This is a genomic window from Olivibacter sp. LS-1, from assembly GCF_008245145.1.
Lineage (GTDB): Bacteria > Bacteroidota > Bacteroidia > Sphingobacteriales > Sphingobacteriaceae > Olivibacter > Olivibacter oleidegradans.
The window spans coordinates 5,284,423-5,303,208 of the sequence record NZ_CP041643.1; the positions used below are offsets into that span (position 1 = coordinate 5,284,423).

Here is an 18,786-nt window from a genome sequence, read left to right on the forward strand (position 1 = left end):
ATGAAAAATCAAAAACTCAGCTTTATTAAAGCAGTGACTTTACAAACCCTATGGATGGTATTTTTCGCTGCAGGGAGCATGGCTACCTTTGCGCAAACCGTTTACACAAAAACCACACAAGCAAGCCCCGTAGGGACCTCAAAAGAGTGGGGCAGTGTTGATGGGATTTCATTAATTGGTTTGGTACAAGGGCCTTCCGCTGCCGTGGCCGATTTACAAATAGCCTGTGTGTTTGAATATACAGAAGGAGATATTTTTAATTCTCCACCTGCCTTACCTGCTGCTCTTAACGGGTTGGTTCACCTTGACGAAGCGCTGAAAGGTCAGCTCACCGAAATTCGTAAAACAGGTAAATTTGATGGGCACTTTCTGGAAACTTTTCTTATTACCCCAGACGAAAAAGTGCTAGGCGCAAAAAAACTATTGCTGATAGGGCTTGGTAACCGAAATAATTTTAACGAAGACATTATGATTTCCGTGGGAGCAATTGCCGCTCGCGAAGCGTTGAAACTAGGTGTTACTAACATAGCATTTGCCAGTGATTTGAAGGATGCGGGTATTGACAGTAAAACAGCCGTAGTATCCGGAAATGTGGTAAAAGGCATCATCAACGAATACCGCACACAAAATGGTTTAAAAACGCAAAAACTCGCTCAATTTAAACCATTGAAAAAAGTATACCTTCTTGCCGGGCCCTCGTTTTTTGAAACAGCAGGTAATGGCATCCAGGAAGCCATCACCACTTTCAAGAATTGATAACCCCCGGTTTTCTCACAGAATCTTTGCCGGGCGCACTGCTCGGCAAGCTTAGCAGACAGTAAACTACAGATTTTAGTTATCGGATTTCGGCTGTCGGATGTCAGTCAGCTTTCGGCTTTACTTGGCGTTACTGCTAATAAGGTTTATGCTATAAGCTCTAGGCTTTAGGCAGTACCAGCCATCATCAAATTGGCTCATCATCACATTGGCTAATTATTTCAGCTTTCAGCCATCAGCTTTCGGTTATAAAGGCGGTAACAAAAAAATTCCTGCCTACCGGCAGGCAGGCATCACTCAACACTCATAACTCATCACTTCAAAAAAACTTACCCAACAAATCAACTACTCAACTAAATTCACAACTCCAACACTACCCATATTGTTAATTTTTTAGAAAAATTTATTATGAAATGTTAGCTTTGTTCTAAGCTTACAAACCGTAATCGACCAACATTTTCATGCGATATCCAAATTAAAAACACTTCATGTTGAGGAGTAAGGAAATAGAACATTATAAGGTGCTTTATCTCAAATATGCCCCTATGCTGTTACGTTTTGCCGAAAAATTTATCGACGCGCATTTCGTAGAAGATGTTGTCCACGATGTTTTTGTAAGGTTATGGGACAAGCAGATTTTCCGTCTGCCGGAATCGGAAGTGAAAAAGATTCTATATACAGCCGTTCGGAACGCCTGTATTGATCATTTAAGAAAGCTCAAACTGGCAAAGCGATTTGTGGACCATCATGCCATTCAGCTAAAACTAGATGAACTTGATTTTTTCAAGTCATCCGAAAGTATATTTATGCAGAATGATCTGATGGCTATCATTTTTAAACATATAGAAGAACTGCCAGAGAAAAAACAACAGATATTTCGAATGTCATATCTTGAGCAAATGAAAGCGAGTGAAATAGCACGAGATCTCAATTTGTCGGTACGTACTGTAGAAAACCAGCTATATCGAACCTTGCTTATTCTTCGTAAAAAGATTCCGATGGCTTTTATTTATCTATTTGTCTTTTTTAAAATATAACATGGCACGATAAATTAATTTTTTTTGTGAGTAGTTTTTATAAACTGTTCGTTACAGCTAAAACAGGAAAAAAATATGAAAGAAACGCCATACGAATTGTTCGAACAATACCTCCAAAACACGCTGGATACGGAGGCAGAACGAGCATTTTATGAGTGGGTAAACGCTAGTAACGAAAACAAACAACTGTTTTTTGAATTTAAGTTTTGGAAGGAAGCTGGCAATGAAAGCAAAGAAATCGACATCGAAGCAAGCTGGCAGCGCCTTCTTGCTAAACAAGATCCCGCACCCGCCAGAACCGGAAGCTTTTTGAATTATTCTTTTTTAAAATACGCAGCAGCAGTCGCGCTGGTTATAGTCGGCACACTCCTTTATCTGTTAATTTTTTCCAACAAAGATAATACGCCGGCAACTCTTTATATAACCGGCAACACAACCAAAGCGGATCAGCTTGTACTTCCTGACGGAACAAACGTCATGTTGGGCCCTAACAGCACCTTTTCTCTCGCTCCTGCCTTCAATGACAAACAACGTGTCGTCTATTTGAAGGGAGAAGCGCTATTTAATGTTTCACAGAACAAAGAGAAGGCATTTATCGTAAAAACAGCTTTGCAAGACATACAAGTTTTGGGAACAAAATTTAACGTACAAGCTTATCCAAATGACCTATACTATACGACAACGCTGTTAGAGGGGGCTGTTAGCATGACTACCAAAGGACTCCGTGAAAAAGCAATCTTAAAGCCTAACCAGCAACTGATCTATAACCGTAAAAGCAATTCGCAAAAAGTACAGGTTGTTGACGCCAACCGTTATGCATCTTGGGTCGAAGGTTATTATTACTTCGCAGATCAGACTTTAAATGAAATTTTAAGTAGGCTATCCCATATCTATGGCTTTAGTTTCCAAATCGAAAACCCTGCGCTAGCGACCAAGAAATTTACAGGTACATTTAGGAAAGAGCAATCCATTGATGACATTTTAGCCATTATTAAGATATCCATTCCAATAACATACACCTTTACGAATAACAATATAATCATCAAGTGAATGGAGGTTTTTAACGATGGAAGTAAAAAATAACAACCTACCTTTCTATTTTAGCATACGACGCATGTCAATCCTATTGACGATCATGTTACTCGTCGTAAGTCCACACTCGTTTGCACGAGAGGTGGATGACTATGCACAAACAAAAAGACTCAACTTGTCCTTTAAGGCGGTAAACCTGCAAAGAGTTTTACAAGAAATTGAAAAGCAATCTGAGTTCTTGTTTTTTTACCAATCCGAAGATATAGACGTAAGCATTAAAATAACCATTGAAAGAAAAGACGCTACGATCCACCAGGTCCTTGAAGACCTTCGAAAACAAACTAAGCTAAAATATACCATTCAAAAAAAGCATATTATTATAACTGATGAAGGTCGCGAAAAGGAGAAGATGTCTAACGCGTTGGCATCGTCATCTTTTAACGATAAAGAAACCATTACCGGATGGGTACAAGATACGCTCGGAAATCGTATAATGGGAGCTAGTATTTTCTTAAAGGGTTCTCAAACCACCACATCGACTGATGAGCAGGGGCGTTTTTTTTTTAAAGCACCCTCAAAAGGAGTTCTAAAAGTATCATATGTGGGCTATTTATCCAAGGAAGTTAATTTTGACAATGACAGTCCATTAACGATCATTCTAAATGAACGCATTGAAAATTTAGACGAAATTATCGTCGTTGCCTACGGCGAACAAAAAGAAAGCATCAAGCTATCCGCTGTCAGCCATATTTCAGGAGTAGAGCTGAATAAATCCAATGCGGCTAACCTATCGAATACGATAGCAGGGCGTTTAGCTGGAGTAAGCATACGGCCTATAAGTGGCAAACCTGGCGAAGATAATCCAACTTTCTATATCCGTGGCGTTGCAACTACCGGTAATAAAAGTCCTTTAATTGTTATTGACGGTATCATTCGTGACAACATTAACCAAGTTAATATGAACGATATTGAATCCGTAAGCATATTGAAGGATGCCACTGCCATTGCGCCTTATGGATTAGGTGGTGCCAATGGCGTTATGCTGATTACCACTAAAAGTGGTAAAGAAGGGAAAGCAAAGTTGACACTGAATTCTTACTTCGGGATACAAAGGCCTACAGTTATCCCCCAAATGTTGAATGCCCAAGATTATATGCGACTAAGGAATGAGGCCTACCTGAATGACAATAACCATCAAATTCCTACAGGAGGCGCTTTACCCTTTTCAGAGCAACTCATTGCCGATTATCAGCAACTTCACGCCACCAACCCAGATGAATACCCCAATAGCAATTACATAAATGAGATGGTTAAATTAAACACACCTATTGAAAGTTACAGTGCACAAGTAAGTGGTGGAAGTCCTCAAACTAACTATTATCTTGGAGTTGGCTATTTTAATCAAAAGGGAATGTATGACAATCTATACTATAGGCGTTACAGCATAAATAGCAAAGTCGATTTTCAGGTGTTCAAAGACACGCGTTTGTTGCTATCCATGAATGGCACAGTAGAAAATCGGAATGCAGGACCCTCGCCCATCGGCATAAGCTATACGCCGATACATAGCCTGTACTATAGCAACGGTCTTTGGGGCGAATCAGGAGGTAAAAGCCCTTTAGGCGAATTGAACAGCGGATCTTATGACCGTTTCAATAATAACACGCTTCTACTAAGTGTTGGACTTGAGCAAAAACTTCCTTTCATTAAAGGTTTACGTGCAAAAGCCGTATTGAGTTATGATCCTAACTTCCAGTATAGAAAAACCTGGACCAAACCTTATTATTATTACCTGTTCGATAGCCGCGCCGAAACGAATCGCTTTACCCGTACGGTGAATGGCCAGGAAATAACCTCTTTACGTCAGCAAGACGACAAAAATGATCGGTACACCGGTCAATTTTATTTAAACTACAATCGCAGTTTCGGCAAGCATGAAATAGGCGGGCTTGCCGTTTTTGAAGCACGGGATACCAGAAACCGATGGATAATGGCCGCGCGCCGTGGGTTCCAATTAGAGCTAGATGAGTTAAATTTCGGCCCCTCCGACAAAATCCAGTTTGACAATGCCGGTTCAAGCTCAAGAGCCACCCAAACGGGATTGGTTTACCGTTTCAATTATAGCTACAGTCAAAAATATTTAATGGAAGCTTCGGGCCGATATGATGGTCATTCTTTTTTTGCGCCGGGACGACGGTGGGCTTTTTTTCCCGCTTTCTCATTCGGTTGGCGAATTTCAGAGGAAAGTTTTTTAAAAAATAAGACGAATTGGCTGAACGATCTCAAAATACGCGGCTCATGGGGGAAAGCGGGGAACTTAACCCCCAATGCCTTCCAATACCTCTCTGTTTACAATCTTATCAGTAACGCATATCTATTTGGTAACAGTTTTGTTCAGGGGTCAGAAATGCGTCGCGAACCAAACCCATCCATTACCTGGGAAGTAAGCAGAAGCAGCAACATTGGTATCGATGCGACACTTTTCAACGGCCGTATTTCGGTAGCGGCCGATGTATTCCAACAAAAAAGAAGTGGCATGTTGCTATCACCCAATGTGACTGTCCCCGTTGAATACGGACTCGCCCTTGCGGAAGAAAATGCAGGCGTTATGACTAACCGGGGCGTAGAGTTTGAGTTGGGAGGTAAGCATTCATTTGCGAATGGCCTAGCATTAAATGTTAACGCCAATTTCAGTTATGCCAAAAACAGAATGGATCAGGTTTATGAATCACTCGATACTTATAACAACACCCATAGGCGTCGCACAGGAAGACCTTGGCTCACACCTTTTGGCTATAAAGCTGTAGGGTTGTTTTCAACGGCAGATGATAAGAACGGAGACGGAATCATTAATGCGAATGACGGTTATTACATTGATCAATTCGGCGCTATCCTATATCCAGGCGATGTAAAGTACGCCGATTTAAGCGGACCGAACGGCCAGCCCGACGGGAAGATTGATTCATGGGATGAGACCGTTGTCGGTTATGCACCATATCCACGTATAACTTATGGTTTTACCTTGGGGGCAAGCTGGAAAGGATTTGATCTGAGTGCGTTTTTTCAGGGAGCAGCACAAGCGAGCATTAACATTCAAGGATATCAAACAATCCCTTTCAGACTGAATAATGCCAACGTATCCTATGAATATTTCAATAATTATTGGCGCCCGGATAGGCAAAACGCAATTTACCCACGGATATCGCAGGCTCCGGCTCAAAAAAACACAACAAATCTACAATATTCAAACGGCTTTGGGCCTTATTCAAGTTCTTTTTGGATGCGAAACACTAATTATCTCCGATTAAAAAACCTGGTTATCGGTTATACATTGCCCAAAAAACTGACACAAAAAGCAGGCATTTCAGCCCTTCGCTTTTATCTTTCAGGCGATAACATTTTTACTTGGAGTAGTTTAAACTTCATGGATCCTGAAACTAATTATGAATCACGCGAGGAGTCTTATCCGCTCCAAAAAAATTACACAGTTGGCATGAATATCTCCTTCTAAAACGAAACAATATGAAACGCAGCCTACTTATTCGCATTCTCACCTGCATGATAATAAGCGTGCATATCTCCTGTAATAAATTTCTCGACACAACACCAACCAATACACTAACAGAACAAACACAGTGGGCAAGTGAAGCGAATGCCGATGTCTATTTGAATGGCATCTACCAACGACTAAATAGACCTAATACGCCCGACCCTTTAGACAATTATACAGACGATAATGATGGTGGTCCTTATTGGCTATCCTGGCAATGGAAGCAAGGTATTGTCACTCCAGAAATAGAAGATGGCCATCCAATGATTCAAGATGCAGTAGCCAATGATTTCACGGGATGGTCGTATACATACGATAAAGTGCGCCGCTGTAATGAGTTTTTACAACAAACCGAGCTTCATAAGAATAATTACTCAACAGCTTGGTATAACAAAAGAAGAGATGAAGTCCGATTTTTACGTGCCTTTTTTTATGCCGGACTTTGGCAGCATATCGGCGGTCTGGTACTCCTTACAGAACCGCTAGACAGGAAAGAGATGCCCGACGAATTGCTTTATCGAAAACGAAATACTTTCGAAGAAACCTTTAATTTCATCATTAGCGAATTAAAGGATATCGTTGATAACGCTTATTTAGCAGTTAAATATAACAACGGTGACAGTGATGCGGGCAGAGCAACGCTGGGTGCCGCATTGGCGCTGTGCGGTTGGGTTGAACTATATGCAGCCAGCCCGAGTTTTAATAGTAGCATCCCCGCAGCGGCTGAAGGAACCGGTGCCGCTGCCGAACAAACAACCTTGGTGGGCTTCGGTAATTACGATCAGCGTCGTTGGGAAATCGCAGCAGCTACCAATCGAAAATTTATTGATCTATACGGTGGTACCTACAGATTGTTTGATAATATGGAATTGTTATGGTCGGAAGCTACAGAGTATAATTCAGAGGTTATTTGGGATAGGCAGTTAAAAGCCAATGTTACAAATTTAGAAAGTGATTTTGCCCAAAAAGGTGGACCCACCTACATACTCGGTAAATATTATACTTGGGGCAATTTCTGTCCAACACAAGAACTAGTCGATGCCTTTCGGATGGCTAACGGATTACCTATTTCCGACTCACAGTCGGGTTATGACCCCAAACATCCCTACCTCAATCGAGAGCCACGCTTTTACTATTTCATTGTATACGATGGCGCACCTTATAAGATGAATTGGATGCCTCAGACAGATACGATTTATACTCGTATTGACCGCGTTAATCCTTCAAAAAATGAAATTGAACTTGCTCAGTCGGATGTAACCCGAACAGGTTATTATTTTAAAAAGCGGATGGATCCAGATAATGAACCCGCTGCCTGGAGTTATGGCATCAACTATATTTTTATACGTTATGCGGAAGTACTGTTGAATTTTGCTGAAGCGCAAAACGAAGCCTACGGCCCCAATGAAGTATATGCGGTTATAAATGAACTCCGAACTAAGCGTGGCTTACCGAGTATTGAGGATACTTACGGGGCCAGTGTGCTTACGCAGGAGCAAATGCGCGAGGTGATTCGGAACGAAAGGCGTGTAGAGCTTTGCTTTGAAAACAAACGTTTTTACGATTTAATTCGTTGGCGCATCGCCTTCGATGTGATGAATAAACCTCTACACGGCATGAAAATACAAAATAGCAGTCCTAACGACAACGCAGGAGAATGGCAGTATGAACGACTTCCATTAAATAATCACCCACATGTATTTACCAAAAAAATGTATATGAACCCCATTCCATATACTGTCATCGCTGCTAATAGTAAAATAGTACAGAACCCAGGTTACTAGGTTCTGTATCAAGGCTACAGGCTATCTACACTCGCAAGAATAGCTTCCTCCTTTGTACGCGGCTGCCAATTTAAAACAGACTTGGCCTTTTCGTTGCTTAACTTGATATAAAAGGACTTGTCCGTATTCGTCATGTCAGCAATATTAGCTGCAAGCTGTGGTCTCTCTCGTTTAATCAGCTGTGCTACATCGTAAAAGCTCATAATACCGTCTGAGGTTGCCAAGAAACGCTGCCCTTTTGCTTGGGGATGCAACATCGCCTTGATGTGAATGTCTGCTATATCCCGCACATCTACCACGCCCATGGTAAATGGCGGACTCTGACGGGTTATTCCATTCGTGATTCCTTTGATGACCACATCTACCGAAGCGGAAGAAATAGCTCCCAGTATCGGGCCGAAGATGCCCACCGGGTTAATAACAGACAGCTCCAGATTACCGCCTTCCCTTTCCATAAAGGTCCAAGCTGCTTTTTCTGCCACTGTTTTTGATTTTATATAGGGTGGAATTGCAGCAGTTGGGTCGGTCCAATCATCTTCCGTATACACATGGTTTTTCGAATCAATACTGTAACCAATAGCCGCAAAAGAAGAAGTCAAAACCACCCGCTTTACACCTGCGTCTCGCGCAGCCTTTAATACCCTTAATGCGCCATCACGCGCTGGCTTAATTAACTCATTTTCGTCTGCGGGTTCTTCCGCGGGGAAAGGTGATGCTACATGTAACACATAATCACAACCCTGTATAGCTTCTGCCCATCCACTATCCTCATTTAAATCAGCCTCAAAGAAGGATAAATTGTCAAGATTGCTGATTCCGCTACCCATCAAAGCCTTAATAACGTCATCCTTTCTAGCAAAAGTACGAACGGTGGTTCTGACGCGATAATTTTTTTGCAATAACTGCAGTACCGTATGCACTGCAACAAAGCCGGTGCCACCGGTTACCAATACGGTTTGATTTTCCATTGTTTCGTTTGTTTACCACAAAACTCTGCAATAAAACCGCAGGTAGTTTTGTTGCAAGGTCCAAATTAACTTTGTTTTGCCGTCCATACATTCCTAATAATTATGACACTCTTTGAGCGACTAACCTTTGTTTCCAGCTCCATAATAGATAGATGAATAAGAAGAGGATCATCAATCCAATCATCGCGGTAAACAAGAGAAAGATACTCCGTATGGTAGCGAGCTGTGCTTGTGTTGCCAGCGATTTGGCAAGCATTGTATTAGATATCTTACCTGCATCAGCGTTTGAAAAACCTGTAGCAAGCAAAAAATTGTCGAAAAAGCTTCTTCGTTCCACAAATTGCTGATTAAGAAAATTAAGATTCGCTATAAAAACATCTGTATGTTTCCGGTTGCAAACAAGCTGTAAGGTAAAAAAACCCGCTATTGAATTTAGGGAGGCAATAAAGCGTGCATACGTACAAATCACAATACCTGTTAGCGCATTTTGGGGAGGCAAAGCGGTGATGCAAAGTATACTTATCGGCACAAATAGCAATCCACAGGCAAATCCGTGCGTAAAAATCGGAATCGACAAGTTCGCTACCGAAAGGTCGTGGCTGATTAGCGTAGAAAAGTAAAGATGATAAGCGAAAAGTACTAAGAAGCCCACTAATATCAAGGGTATCAAATTTCTTTTGTGCTGCAGAATAGCTATTACAGAAATAATGGTTGCCAATACAATCCCCACTACGTTAAAAGTAGTCGCTTCCACGATATCTTGAGCGCTCCATCCCTTAACCGAAACAGCATAACCATAAATTAAATTCAAGCTATCCTTCACACCGTAAAAGAAAATAAGCAGCAGCAGACCGAAGATAAACCTTCGATATTTGAATACAACCAGATCAATAAGCGGAAAGGATATTATACGCTGCCGCCATATAAACAACAAAGTGAAGACAAGCACTAGGACGGCCGCTATCTCAATTGGCGGATCAGCCAGCCAATAATATCTTGGTCCATAGATCATTGCGAAAGCCAGCGCTCCCCCAGCAATGGCAAAGAGCATCGCGCCAGGCCAGTCAGCAGGTGGTATTTTGGCTTGCGGTGTGTTTCCCTTAAAGACTGCAATAACAAAAGCCATGGCTAATAGTTGCAATCCCATCAGCACGTAATAAAAAGCGGTCCAATCCATCCTATCCACCACCCAAGAGGCGCCCCAGCTCACCAGTGGGCCACCAATTAAAATCAAGGAAAAGAAAAAAGAGGTCCCTATCAAAACACGTTTTGTTTCTGGCAAGGTTGTAAAAAGTAGCACCAGTGTACGCCCAACAACGAGGCATGTAGTCACTCCTGTAAAAAAACGAAGTACCGAGAATAACCACAAATTTTGTGTATACGTAAACCCTAAATTCAGCGTCATACTTAATAAAAAAGATAGTAAAAGATAGGTTCTGACGTTAAACGAGCCAGCCACTTTAAACTGCAGCGGTAGGGCCGTTGCAATACCAACATAAGCTATTAGCCATGCAAAAGAAACATCCTCTGCTTGCGCACCGTAAAAAGCAACTACATGCCCCTGAATCAACGCGAAAGACGCAAATTGCGCAATGGCGGCAAACATAATTAAAATCAAAATGCCTCTAAGCAGGTGGATTCTTCGCAATGTCCAGCCATGAAAAAAAATAGCAGGTCCCATCTTTAACGTCTTTTCTTCACAATTACTTTCACATTCATGCCAGCTTTCAAAACATCAGCTTCACCTTCTTCAAAAGCGATTTTAACAGGGATTCTTTGTATAATCTTAACAAAATTCCCAGTCGAATTGTCGGTCGGCAGCAAAGAAAATTTCGAGCCGGTAGACGCCGCAATAGCTTCAATTCGGCCATGGAAGCGCTTTTCGGGAAAAGCGTCCGCTTCGATTTTGACTGACTGCCCCACAAACATTGCCGCCACCTGCGTTTCTTTGAAGTTGGCGATCACCCATTTCAGCTTACTATTCACGACCGATACCAAGGGCTGCCCAGGCTGTATCTGTTGCCCTTCTAATAGTGCTTTTCTACCGGTAAATCCAGTATACGGTGAGGTAATAACCGTATAACTTAAATTGAGCCTAGCCAAATCCAACGTAGCCTCAGCTCTTTTCTTGGCTGCGATTAACGATTTATACCTCGCTTCCAGTTCCAGCACTTTGCTGTTATTTGTTTTAAGGCTATTATTTGCTGCACTGTAATCGCTTTTTAATACATCGTATTTAGTTTGCACAACTTCAAAGTCGGATACAGTCACCGCCTCGGCACTTAATAGATTTCTGAAGCGTCCAACTTCCTGTTCCTGCTGCCAAAGTTTAGCCTTTGCCGCGCTTATCTGATCTTTGTTGACTAAGGTGGCTGTTTTTGCACTATGAATGCTGGCAGCAAGAACACCTAGCTGTGCTTCCGTATCTTCGAGTAACGCTTCTGCTTCCTTCACTTTTTGCAGATACTCACGGTTATCCAGTACCAACAAAGTATCCCCCCGCTTCACTTGTTGATGCTCTTCGAAAAGCACGCGATCAATAAAACCACCAACCCTAGCAGAAACGGGGTTAATATATGATTCAACCTGCGCGTCATTGGTATCCTCGTAACCGTTAATATAAGCCATATAACGTAGAAAGTAAAATACGCCGACACACATTGCGAGCAACGAGACACCCAGCGTAATTTTATTGCTCAGTCCTATCAGTTCGTTTTGTTTAGATTTCATTTTCGTAAATTTTTCCGGTAACAAATAATAAGCGATAATAGATCGCTAGTGCATTGATATTGGTTTGTATATAGCTGAATCTAGCCTCTTGATATAAATTATCCGCCTGCAGCAAATCGGTCAATAAGCTTAATTGATTCAGGTATTTAGTGTTCTGTATATCGTAGTTTATTTTAGCCTGTTCGATTGATGTTTTAACCACCGCTATTCGGCTTAACGCTTCATGATATTTAATAATTAATGCCCTGATCTCTTGTTGGACACCTTCCTGCACCCATTCCTTTTGTTGTTTCAGGCCATCCACACGGATCCGGGCCGCACTAATGCGGTTCCTATTCTGATATAAGGAGGAAATATTATAGCTCAGTTTGATACCTGCCATACCTATACCAACCGTTTGATCTTGTGGAGGGAAGAAAAAATTATTAGGATAATTAAAGCCATAACCGGCAAATAAAGAAACTGAGGGTAGATTAAAAGAGGCTAGCTGTTGAATCCGACGCTGTTGAATTTCGATATTCTTATCGATTTTCAATAAGCTATAGATGTGCACATCCCCCTGTTGCATGCCACTAATACGTGCACTGTCAATAAGCACAAGTGCATTTGTATCACTAGGAATAACCAGCGTATGATCATCCAATCCTAGCAGCACATTTAGTTGCTCATTGCCGATCGCATAATCATTTGTGCTTGCTTGTTGATTAACTTCCGCATTGGATAATAAAACCTCCGCGCGGAGCAGGTCGCTCCTGGTTACTTTACCATTGGCATATAAGGCTTCTATATTTTTCCTAAGGATACGCGTTCTGTCCACTTGATCGACTATCACCTGCTGCTGATAATAAATCTTAACCAGCTCTAAATAACGAAGCGCTGTCTGCAGTCCAATATTCGCCTCTGTTTCTTCTGTATTAAGTGCAGCCAGTTCATTTTTAAGTTTAAGGCCCTGAATAATCGCTTTTTGCCTTCCACCCGCATAGAGATTAAATGAAGACTCGACATTTAATCCACCTGCATTGGAGTTAGGTGGCTTAGTTTGATGACTCACCTCTCCGAATAATCCTTCATACAAGGTAATCTCGCTATATCGTTGGTATCCCAAGCTTGCATTGACCTGTGGTAGTGCTTCACGCTTCGCTTCCACAAGATCGACGCTCGCGGCTTGCTGTTCCTTCCGCGCGACACCAATTAGCTTATTCGCCTCCCTGGCACGTGCTATGGCATCCGCTAAACTGAGTCCAATTCTTGCATCGGTAGATTGTGCATTTGCTTGCAAACATAGTTGAACGCAGAAAATGACGGTGCTTAAATAAGGAAGCTTCAGCCATTTTGTTATTTTACCTGTTATCATATTAATTATCTTCATATCCATTTAATCAGCAATCACTTTGAAAAATCAGGGCAAAGGATATTCCTTACGGATAGTTTCCGTAAAAATTAAAAGCCATAAAATTTTATATTAACTCAGCCTTGCTTCGTCAACTAGTTTTTGTTTGTTTAAATTCTTTTCTGAATCGCCCCGGCGAGGTTTTGGTAAGTTTGCTAAAAAGACGATTGAAATATTTGTAATCTTCGTAACCTAAGGATGACGAAATCTCCTTTACACTCAAATCCGTATAACAAAGCAATCGCTGTGCCTCCCGCAGCATTTCCTGCTGGATAAAATAGGAAAGTGTAAAGCCGGTTACCGACTTTACTGTATCGTTTAAATAACTGATTGAAATATGCATCAAACCCGCATAATCTTTCGGTTTCTTGAGCTCTTTGAAACGATTCCTTACAAAGCATTTAAAAACCTTCGTGAGCTCCACACTCCGCTGTGAGTGCCGATCCACCAAACTACTTGCATTCGCCTGAAATATAGAGGCTACCTTATAAACGATAGGTGCAACCATAGCGGTTAGAATATGTCTATGAAGGCTCGAAAAATCTTGGTCATAATAGGTCTTTAGTAATAAAGACAAATAGCTATTGAACCATTCCGAATCTGACTCCGTCAATGAGAGCAGTGGCCCTCTAAAAAGCGAATCCTCAATCATTAGGCGAACATGATCATCAATCAGCTTATTATCCAGATATAATACCCAACCTTCAACTTGCTGAAAACGAACCATCTGCAAAACCTGTCCGGGCTGTAGAAAAAAAATGCTTCCAAGACCAAGCGACGCTTTTTTAAAATCCACCAAAAGTTCAGCTTCGCCTCGCACGAACTTAATTAGCAGAAAATGGTCGTTCCGATGCAATTTCGAAATATCCTCAAAAAGACCGGTAAGATAGGTGTCACTCATCCTATTGATACGTATACCGGATAAATGTTCCTTGAGCGGCCATGTTGGAATTTTTGTTGTCATTACTTTTGTCACCTCAATTCTATGCAAAAATAACAGGCAGATAAGCTACTTAATCCCCTTTTTCATCTGATTTATTGGACAAATCGCCTATTCCGTATAAATACTTGACACATTGTATAATCTTCATTAAAATTAAAACAACACCCGTTTGCTTCCCTAAAATTTCGATGGTTAAGGCTTTTACTGAGACAAACAGCCTATTTAGGTCGTTAAACGAAAGATGTAATTAATTTTTCTCCAAAATCAAAGGACCAATAAAAGAATCATCTTCATTGATGATTAGCTAATCCAGGGCACTCATCCGATTAACAAGCCAATTCAACGCGGTAAAAAGGTGATTCAACGAAAATCCGACTATACCCAGCAAGTGCGGAGTTAGTTTTACGCATTCATTTTCCAGCAATCTTATGTAGAAAAAATTAATAACTGTTCTTACAAGCTATAAATAAAAATAAAATGAGTAAAGTTTTAATTATCAATGCAAGTCCCCGTACCGACAGATCTATTAGCAGACGCCTAAGCAAGCACTTTGTTGAAAGCTGGATAAATAAGCAACCAACGGCACAGATTATATATAGAGAATTAGGAAAAGGAGACATACCCCATGTAACAGAAGCCTGGATTGCAGGGGCATTTAAACCAGCACATCTCCGCTCAGAAGAGGATCTCGAAGCATTAAAAATCAGCGATACACTCATCAAAGAACTCAAAGAAGCAGACGTAATTGTGGTAGCTACCCCCATGTACAATTGGTCTGTTCCAAGTAGCTTAAAAGCCTACATCGATCAGGTAATACGGGTTAACGAAACTATTCAAATTACCGGTATTCCGGCTGATCCTTATCGAGGTCTACTTCAAAATAAAAGTGTATATCTACTGATCTCGCGCGGGAACAGCGGCTACTCAAAAGGCGAATTTAATGCACACCTTAATTTTCAAAGTGATTACTTAAAAACCGTCTTTCATATTATGGGGATAGATGATGTGCAGGAACTCCTTTTTGAGGGAATAGAGTTTGATAGGGATACCGTAGAGACGCGTTTAGAAGCTATTCGAAAAACATTAGATCACTTAATTACCCCTGTGCGTTAAACATCAAGAAGAGGACTTTAAATCCTGGTATACGTTTAATACATTCACCCTGATTTGCAGGTGCTGAAGATATTTTTTTTCGCATGAGTAGTTTTGATACGCTATTCGTTTAGCTAAAAAAACATATAGACTTGGCGCTAAAAACGAGAAAATGAATGATAATACACATAAAACAAGTAACCTTTAAATACTATGAAAATTCTAATTATCGCTGGCACAGGCCTTATTGGAACGATGGTAGCACGCAACCTTACCCAACTTGGCCATGATGTGATACTAGGATCACCCACAAACGGCATTGACGCCCTTACAGGCACAGGACTTGATGAAGCAATGGCAGGTACAGACATCATCATTGACCTAGCAAATTCGAAATCGTTTGACGATGCGCCTGCACTCGATTTTTTTCAAACAGCTGGCCGTAACCTGATAGCTGCGAAAAGTAAAGCCTCTGTAAAACATCATGTAGCCTTATCAATTGTTGGCGTAGATCGCATGCAAAACATGGGCTATATGCGCGCAAAAAAATGCAAGAAGACCTAATCAAAGCTTCCGGCACACCTTATACCATTATCCGGAGTACACAGTTTTTAGAGTTTGTACCAACAATTGCAGCAATTGGCACGCAAGGTAATGACGTTTATGTTTCCGATATAAGCTTTCAGCCGATAGCCGCCGCAGATGTGGCCGCCTTCGTTACAGAATTTGCGCTTGAACAGCCCACTAATGCCCTTAAAGAGATAGCAGGACCAGAAAAAGACGATTTAATTAACTTTGTAACTGCCTACCTCAAACAGAATGACAGCGCAAAAAAAATAATTCCAACCGACAAACATGAGTATTTCGGCGCGACAATCGCGAAATCTGCTTTAGTTCCAGAGGGTTCAGCTCATCTCGGAAAGGTTGCCATGAAGGAGTGGTTAAGCGGGAAAATTATATAAATATGGAAACAAAAAATTCGATTGCTCAATTATTGCTGCGACTCGCCCTGGGCATTGGCTTTTTACTACCTGTTATGGATCGATTAGGATGGCTCGGACAACCGGGAGATCCTGGGGTTGGCTGGGGTAATTGGCAGCATTTTGTCGATTATACCCACTTGCTTATACCCTATGTTAATTTACCAATGGCTTCTTTTCTTGGGATTCTTGCCACTGTAGCAGAATGCGTAATTGCTGTTTTATTGATTATCGGATACAAAACTCGTTTGGCGGCTCTCGGAAGCTTTCTACTTACCTTATTGTTTGCTATTAGTATGCTGTTCTTCCTGAACTACAGAGCACCGTTTAATTATTCGGTTTTTGTTGTCAGCTTCGCAAGCTTATTGTTGACAAAAGTAGAAAGTTACACCTGGAGCCTGGATGCATACGCGAGTAGAAGAAAGAAGAATTTCAGCTTCATATAGAAGGCAATTATTTTTGATAACAATGCAGGCTTTCCGCGCCTTTAAGCTTAAGCCTGCATTATTTTATTTAGCATTTTTTCCGTATGTAAGCTCACTGGGGGTGTAACCAAACTGCTTTTTAAACGCAAAAGAAAAATGCGACAAGTCCTCAAATCCAACTTCCAGGTAAACCTCACTTGTTTTGAGATTATTTTTGCTTAACTGAAAATGTGCTTCATCCAATCGTTTTTTTCTCAACCAATTACGGGGTGTATCATGGAAGATGTTGTAAAAATCCCGTTTAAAAGATGAAAGACTTCTGCCCGTTAAAAAAGCAAAGCGTTCCAAACTGATATTAAAACGGAAGTTTCTATTCATAAATTCCTCTAGGTCGATTTTCGCCGGTGCACCAAAATTGAAAAAAACGGCTGCCAAGTTGGGGTCGGCCCGTAGCAGAATCAGCAGCAACTCATCGCGTTTGATGTCTGCAAAGACTTCGTCAATTGTTTCTTCACCATTATAATAAGGCTTTAACGACTGGATAAAATTAGCAATGAGTGTCTCTTTCTGTACAAAAACAAAGGAGTCATTATTAATCGTTGCAGAAAAATCAGTCGGATAGCGTTCCAGAAACTTTCTCAGAAAAGGTTCATCAAAGGTGATGATGATTTTCTCAAAGCGATCATGATCCTTGTATTTGGTATACCGTACCAAATGATTTTTCCGGGCAATGCAATAATCACCCGGTTGTAAGTTATAGGTCTTTCGGCCATCGTAAGCCACCATAGATCCACGAAGTAGGCAAAGAAAAAAATGATCCGAAATAAATTGCTCCGGTGAAATCTCGGGGCCTAAATGGCAGGACTGAATATTAGTGACACGCAAAATATCTCAATTTAATAATGCAAAGTTATTGAAAGTAGTTAACACCAGTCACACTTTCAGCATACTCCCATAAATCGGTAGCTAACCTCCGATCATGCATATAAGCCGTAGAATGCTTTGAAAGTGCAGGATACCCAACATATTCATGCTCACCATCAGGTCCGTAGAAATCACCGCCTTTTACGGTTGGATCCGTGGCTGCAAACAAAGTAGGCAACGCTCCCTGCCACGGTTCCATCACGTTATCAAATTGGGCAAGTAATACTTCCAGTTCATCATTTGGAATGTGGCGTTGCAGATCCGTGCGGGTAACACCCGGATGCGCCGCCACTGATAAAACGCCACTCCCCTTCTCCTGCAACCGGCGGTTAAGTTCATTTGTGAAAATCACATCCGCCAATTTACTGACCGCGTATTCGCGCCAAGCGTCATAAGGCTTCTCTAATTTTAAATTATCGAAATCAATCCCTTCAGCGCGAATGGCCGCACCGCTAGAAAGCGTTACTACACGCGCCCTAGCTGCCTTCTCCAACAATGGGAGCAAAAACCCTGTTAAAGCAAAATGTCCAAGGAAATTCACGCCAAATTGCAATTCAAATCCATCCTCCGTTTTAGATGCCGGCGGAATCATTACCCCCGCATTATTGATCAGCAGATCTAAGCGTTCATAACGGGTTTTGAACTGATCAGCAAAATGCCTGACATTCGTTAGACTTGCCAAATCAAGAATTCCTACCTCAAGCGAGCCGGTTCCGCTTCCCGTAGCTCGTATCCGCTCAATTGCTTGTTTAATTTTCTGCTTGTCCCGCGCTGCAATCGTAACCGAGGCCCCTGCTTCGTATAACGCTTTTGCTGTTTCAAAGCCAACACCGGTGTTGGCTCCTGTTACAATCGCTACTTTTCCTGATAAATCAGGCATGTCTTTCGTTTTCCACATAGTATATTCATTTATTAATGCGACAAAGTTCTCTAAAAAAGCAACAACTCACTTTGTTGCAAAGTCCAAATCTACTTTGTTATAACGTTCATTAACCCTTTTCTACTCATCCTGTATTTAATCATGGCACTAATAAGCAAAAAGTACCTTGGTATATCCCCTATATAGGTGATTAAAAATGGCTTTAAGCTTATAAATACTGCATAAAAAAAAAATTGTAGGCTTTAATTTTACGGCGCATAATTTAACAAATTTTCAATACGATAATCAGACAAAA

The 18,786-nt window shown here is 41.3% G+C and carries 16 protein-coding genes; 9 read left to right on the forward strand and 7 right to left on the reverse strand.

Going from position 1 to position 18,786, the window contains the following annotated elements; all coding sequences use genetic code 11:
• The 5 genes from FKG96_RS21920 (at nt 1) to FKG96_RS21940 (ending at nt 8,159) form a co-directional block, all read left to right on the forward strand.
• Nucleotides 1–756, forward strand: coding sequence for a M17 family peptidase N-terminal domain-containing protein (locus FKG96_RS21920; RefSeq protein ID WP_246860315.1), 756 nt, complete (start codon nt 1–3; stop codon nt 754–756).
• A 488-nt stretch (nt 757–1,244) separates the two neighbouring features.
• Nucleotides 1,245–1,793: an RNA polymerase sigma-70 factor gene (locus FKG96_RS21925; protein ID WP_149106075.1), complete on the forward strand. Its 549-nt coding sequence runs from the start codon at nt 1,245–1,247 to the stop codon at nt 1,791–1,793.
• A gap of 75 nt (nt 1,794–1,868) precedes the next feature.
• Nucleotides 1,869–2,843 carry a FecR family protein gene (locus tag FKG96_RS21930; RefSeq protein ID WP_149106076.1) on the forward strand — a complete coding sequence of 325 codons (975 nt, stop codon included), beginning with the start codon at nt 1,869–1,871 and terminating at the stop codon, nt 2,841–2,843.
• Nucleotides 2,844–2,907: 64 nt separating this feature from the next.
• Nucleotides 2,908–6,336 (forward strand): TonB-dependent receptor, encoded by a 3,429-nt coding sequence (locus FKG96_RS21935; protein WP_246860316.1) that lies wholly within the window; start codon nt 2,908–2,910, stop codon nt 6,334–6,336.
• 11 nt (nt 6,337–6,347) lie between these two features.
• Complete coding sequence (locus tag FKG96_RS21940) at nt 6,348–8,159, forward strand: RagB/SusD family nutrient uptake outer membrane protein (RefSeq protein ID WP_149106078.1); 1,812 nt, start codon at nt 6,348–6,350, stop codon at nt 8,157–8,159.
• Nucleotides 8,160–8,173: 14 nt separating this feature from the next.
• On the opposite strand, the gene FKG96_RS21945 is transcribed toward FKG96_RS21940, so the two are convergent.
• The 5 genes from FKG96_RS21945 to FKG96_RS21965 form a co-directional block, all read right to left on the reverse strand.
• Nucleotides 8,174–9,127 (reverse strand): aldehyde reductase, encoded by a 954-nt coding sequence (locus tag FKG96_RS21945; protein ID WP_149106079.1) that lies wholly within the window; start codon nt 9,125–9,127, stop codon nt 8,174–8,176.
• A gap of 100 nt (nt 9,128–9,227) precedes the next feature.
• On the reverse strand, nt 9,228–10,808 hold the full coding sequence (locus FKG96_RS21950) for an MFS transporter (protein ID WP_149106080.1): 1,581 nt from the start codon (nt 10,806–10,808) through the stop codon (nt 9,228–9,230).
• 2 nt (nt 10,809–10,810) lie between these two features.
• On the reverse strand, nt 10,811–11,857 hold the full coding sequence (locus FKG96_RS21955) for an HlyD family secretion protein (RefSeq protein WP_149106081.1): 1,047 nt from the start codon (nt 11,855–11,857) through the stop codon (nt 10,811–10,813).
• Entirely contained in the window at nt 11,847–13,226 is a 1,380-nt protein-coding gene (locus tag FKG96_RS21960) for a TolC family protein (RefSeq protein ID WP_168204586.1), read from the reverse strand. The genes FKG96_RS21955 and FKG96_RS21960 overlap by 11 nt, the downstream gene beginning before the upstream one ends.
• 112 nt (nt 13,227–13,338) lie before the next feature.
• Complete coding sequence (locus FKG96_RS21965; RefSeq protein WP_149106083.1) at nt 13,339–14,211, reverse strand: AraC family transcriptional regulator; 873 nt, start codon at nt 14,209–14,211, stop codon at nt 13,339–13,341.
• A 456-nt stretch (nt 14,212–14,667) separates the two neighbouring features.
• On the opposite strand from FKG96_RS21965, the gene FKG96_RS21970 reads away from it, so the two are divergent.
• The 4 genes from FKG96_RS21970 to FKG96_RS21980 all read left to right on the forward strand — a co-directional run bounded on the left by FKG96_RS21970 (nt 14,668) and on the right by FKG96_RS21980 (nt 16,708).
• Nucleotides 14,668–15,303, forward strand: coding sequence for an FMN-dependent NADH-azoreductase (locus FKG96_RS21970; protein ID WP_149106084.1), 636 nt, complete (start codon nt 14,668–14,670; stop codon nt 15,301–15,303).
• A 192-nt stretch (nt 15,304–15,495) separates the two neighbouring features.
• Nucleotides 15,496–15,846, forward strand: a complete 351-nt coding sequence (locus tag FKG96_RS26925) for an SDR family oxidoreductase (RefSeq protein ID WP_210421325.1) — start codon at nt 15,496–15,498, stop codon at nt 15,844–15,846.
• The gene (locus FKG96_RS26930; protein WP_210421326.1) at nt 15,831–16,244 is read left to right on the forward strand and encodes an SDR family oxidoreductase; all 414 of its coding nucleotides are present in this window, start codon (nt 15,831–15,833) and stop codon (nt 16,242–16,244) included. The genes FKG96_RS26925 and FKG96_RS26930 overlap by 16 nt, the downstream gene beginning before the upstream one ends.
• 2 nt (nt 16,245–16,246) lie before the next feature.
• Entirely contained in the window at nt 16,247–16,708 is a 462-nt protein-coding gene (locus tag FKG96_RS21980) for a DoxX family protein (RefSeq protein WP_149106085.1), read from the forward strand.
• 63 nt (nt 16,709–16,771) lie between these two features.
• Here FKG96_RS21980 and FKG96_RS21985 read toward each other — a convergent pair whose 3' ends face one another.
• Nucleotides 16,772–17,572 (reverse strand): AraC family transcriptional regulator, encoded by an 801-nt coding sequence (locus FKG96_RS21985; protein WP_149106086.1) that lies wholly within the window; start codon nt 17,570–17,572, stop codon nt 16,772–16,774.
• A 25-nt stretch (nt 17,573–17,597) separates the two neighbouring features.
• Complete coding sequence (locus tag FKG96_RS21990; protein ID WP_149106087.1) at nt 17,598–18,509, reverse strand: oxidoreductase; 912 nt, start codon at nt 18,507–18,509, stop codon at nt 17,598–17,600.
• Nucleotides 18,510–18,786: the final 277 nt, after the last annotated feature.

What these genes read in the sequence shown, in the direction of transcription:
- FKG96_RS21965 (WP_149106083.1), bottom strand. Translation starts at nt 14,211, where the DNA reads ATGACAACAAAAATTCCAACATGGCCGCTCAAGGAACATTTATCCGGT.
- FKG96_RS21925 (WP_149106075.1), top strand. Translation starts at nt 1,245, where the DNA reads ATGTTGAGGAGTAAGGAAATAGAACATTATAAGGTGCTTTATCTCAAA.
- FKG96_RS21945 (WP_149106079.1), bottom strand. Translation starts at nt 9,127, where the DNA reads ATGGAAAATCAAACCGTATTGGTAACCGGTGGCACCGGCTTTGTTGCA.
- FKG96_RS21930 (WP_149106076.1), top strand. Translation starts at nt 1,869, where the DNA reads ATGAAAGAAACGCCATACGAATTGTTCGAACAATACCTCCAAAACACG.
- FKG96_RS21970 (WP_149106084.1), top strand. Translation starts at nt 14,668, where the DNA reads ATGAGTAAAGTTTTAATTATCAATGCAAGTCCCCGTACCGACAGATCT.
- FKG96_RS21960 (WP_168204586.1), bottom strand. Translation starts at nt 13,226, where the DNA reads ATGAAGATAATTAATATGATAACAGGTAAAATAACAAAATGGCTGAAG.
- FKG96_RS21980 (WP_149106085.1), top strand. Translation starts at nt 16,247, where the DNA reads ATGGAAACAAAAAATTCGATTGCTCAATTATTGCTGCGACTCGCCCTG.
- FKG96_RS21935 (WP_246860316.1), top strand. Translation starts at nt 2,908, where the DNA reads ATGTCAATCCTATTGACGATCATGTTACTCGTCGTAAGTCCACACTCG.
- FKG96_RS26925 (WP_210421325.1), top strand. Translation starts at nt 15,496, where the DNA reads ATGAAAATTCTAATTATCGCTGGCACAGGCCTTATTGGAACGATGGTA.
- FKG96_RS21950 (WP_149106080.1), bottom strand. Translation starts at nt 10,808, where the DNA reads ATGGGACCTGCTATTTTTTTTCATGGCTGGACATTGCGAAGAATCCAC.
- FKG96_RS21920 (WP_246860315.1), top strand. Translation starts at nt 1, where the DNA reads ATGAAAAATCAAAAACTCAGCTTTATTAAAGCAGTGACTTTACAAACC.
- FKG96_RS21990 (WP_149106087.1), bottom strand. Translation starts at nt 18,509, where the DNA reads ATGTGGAAAACGAAAGACATGCCTGATTTATCAGGAAAAGTAGCGATT.
- FKG96_RS21940 (WP_149106078.1), top strand. Translation starts at nt 6,348, where the DNA reads ATGAAACGCAGCCTACTTATTCGCATTCTCACCTGCATGATAATAAGC.
- FKG96_RS26930 (WP_210421326.1), top strand. Translation starts at nt 15,831, where the DNA reads ATGCAAGAAGACCTAATCAAAGCTTCCGGCACACCTTATACCATTATC.
- FKG96_RS21955 (WP_149106081.1), bottom strand. Translation starts at nt 11,857, where the DNA reads ATGAAATCTAAACAAAACGAACTGATAGGACTGAGCAATAAAATTACG.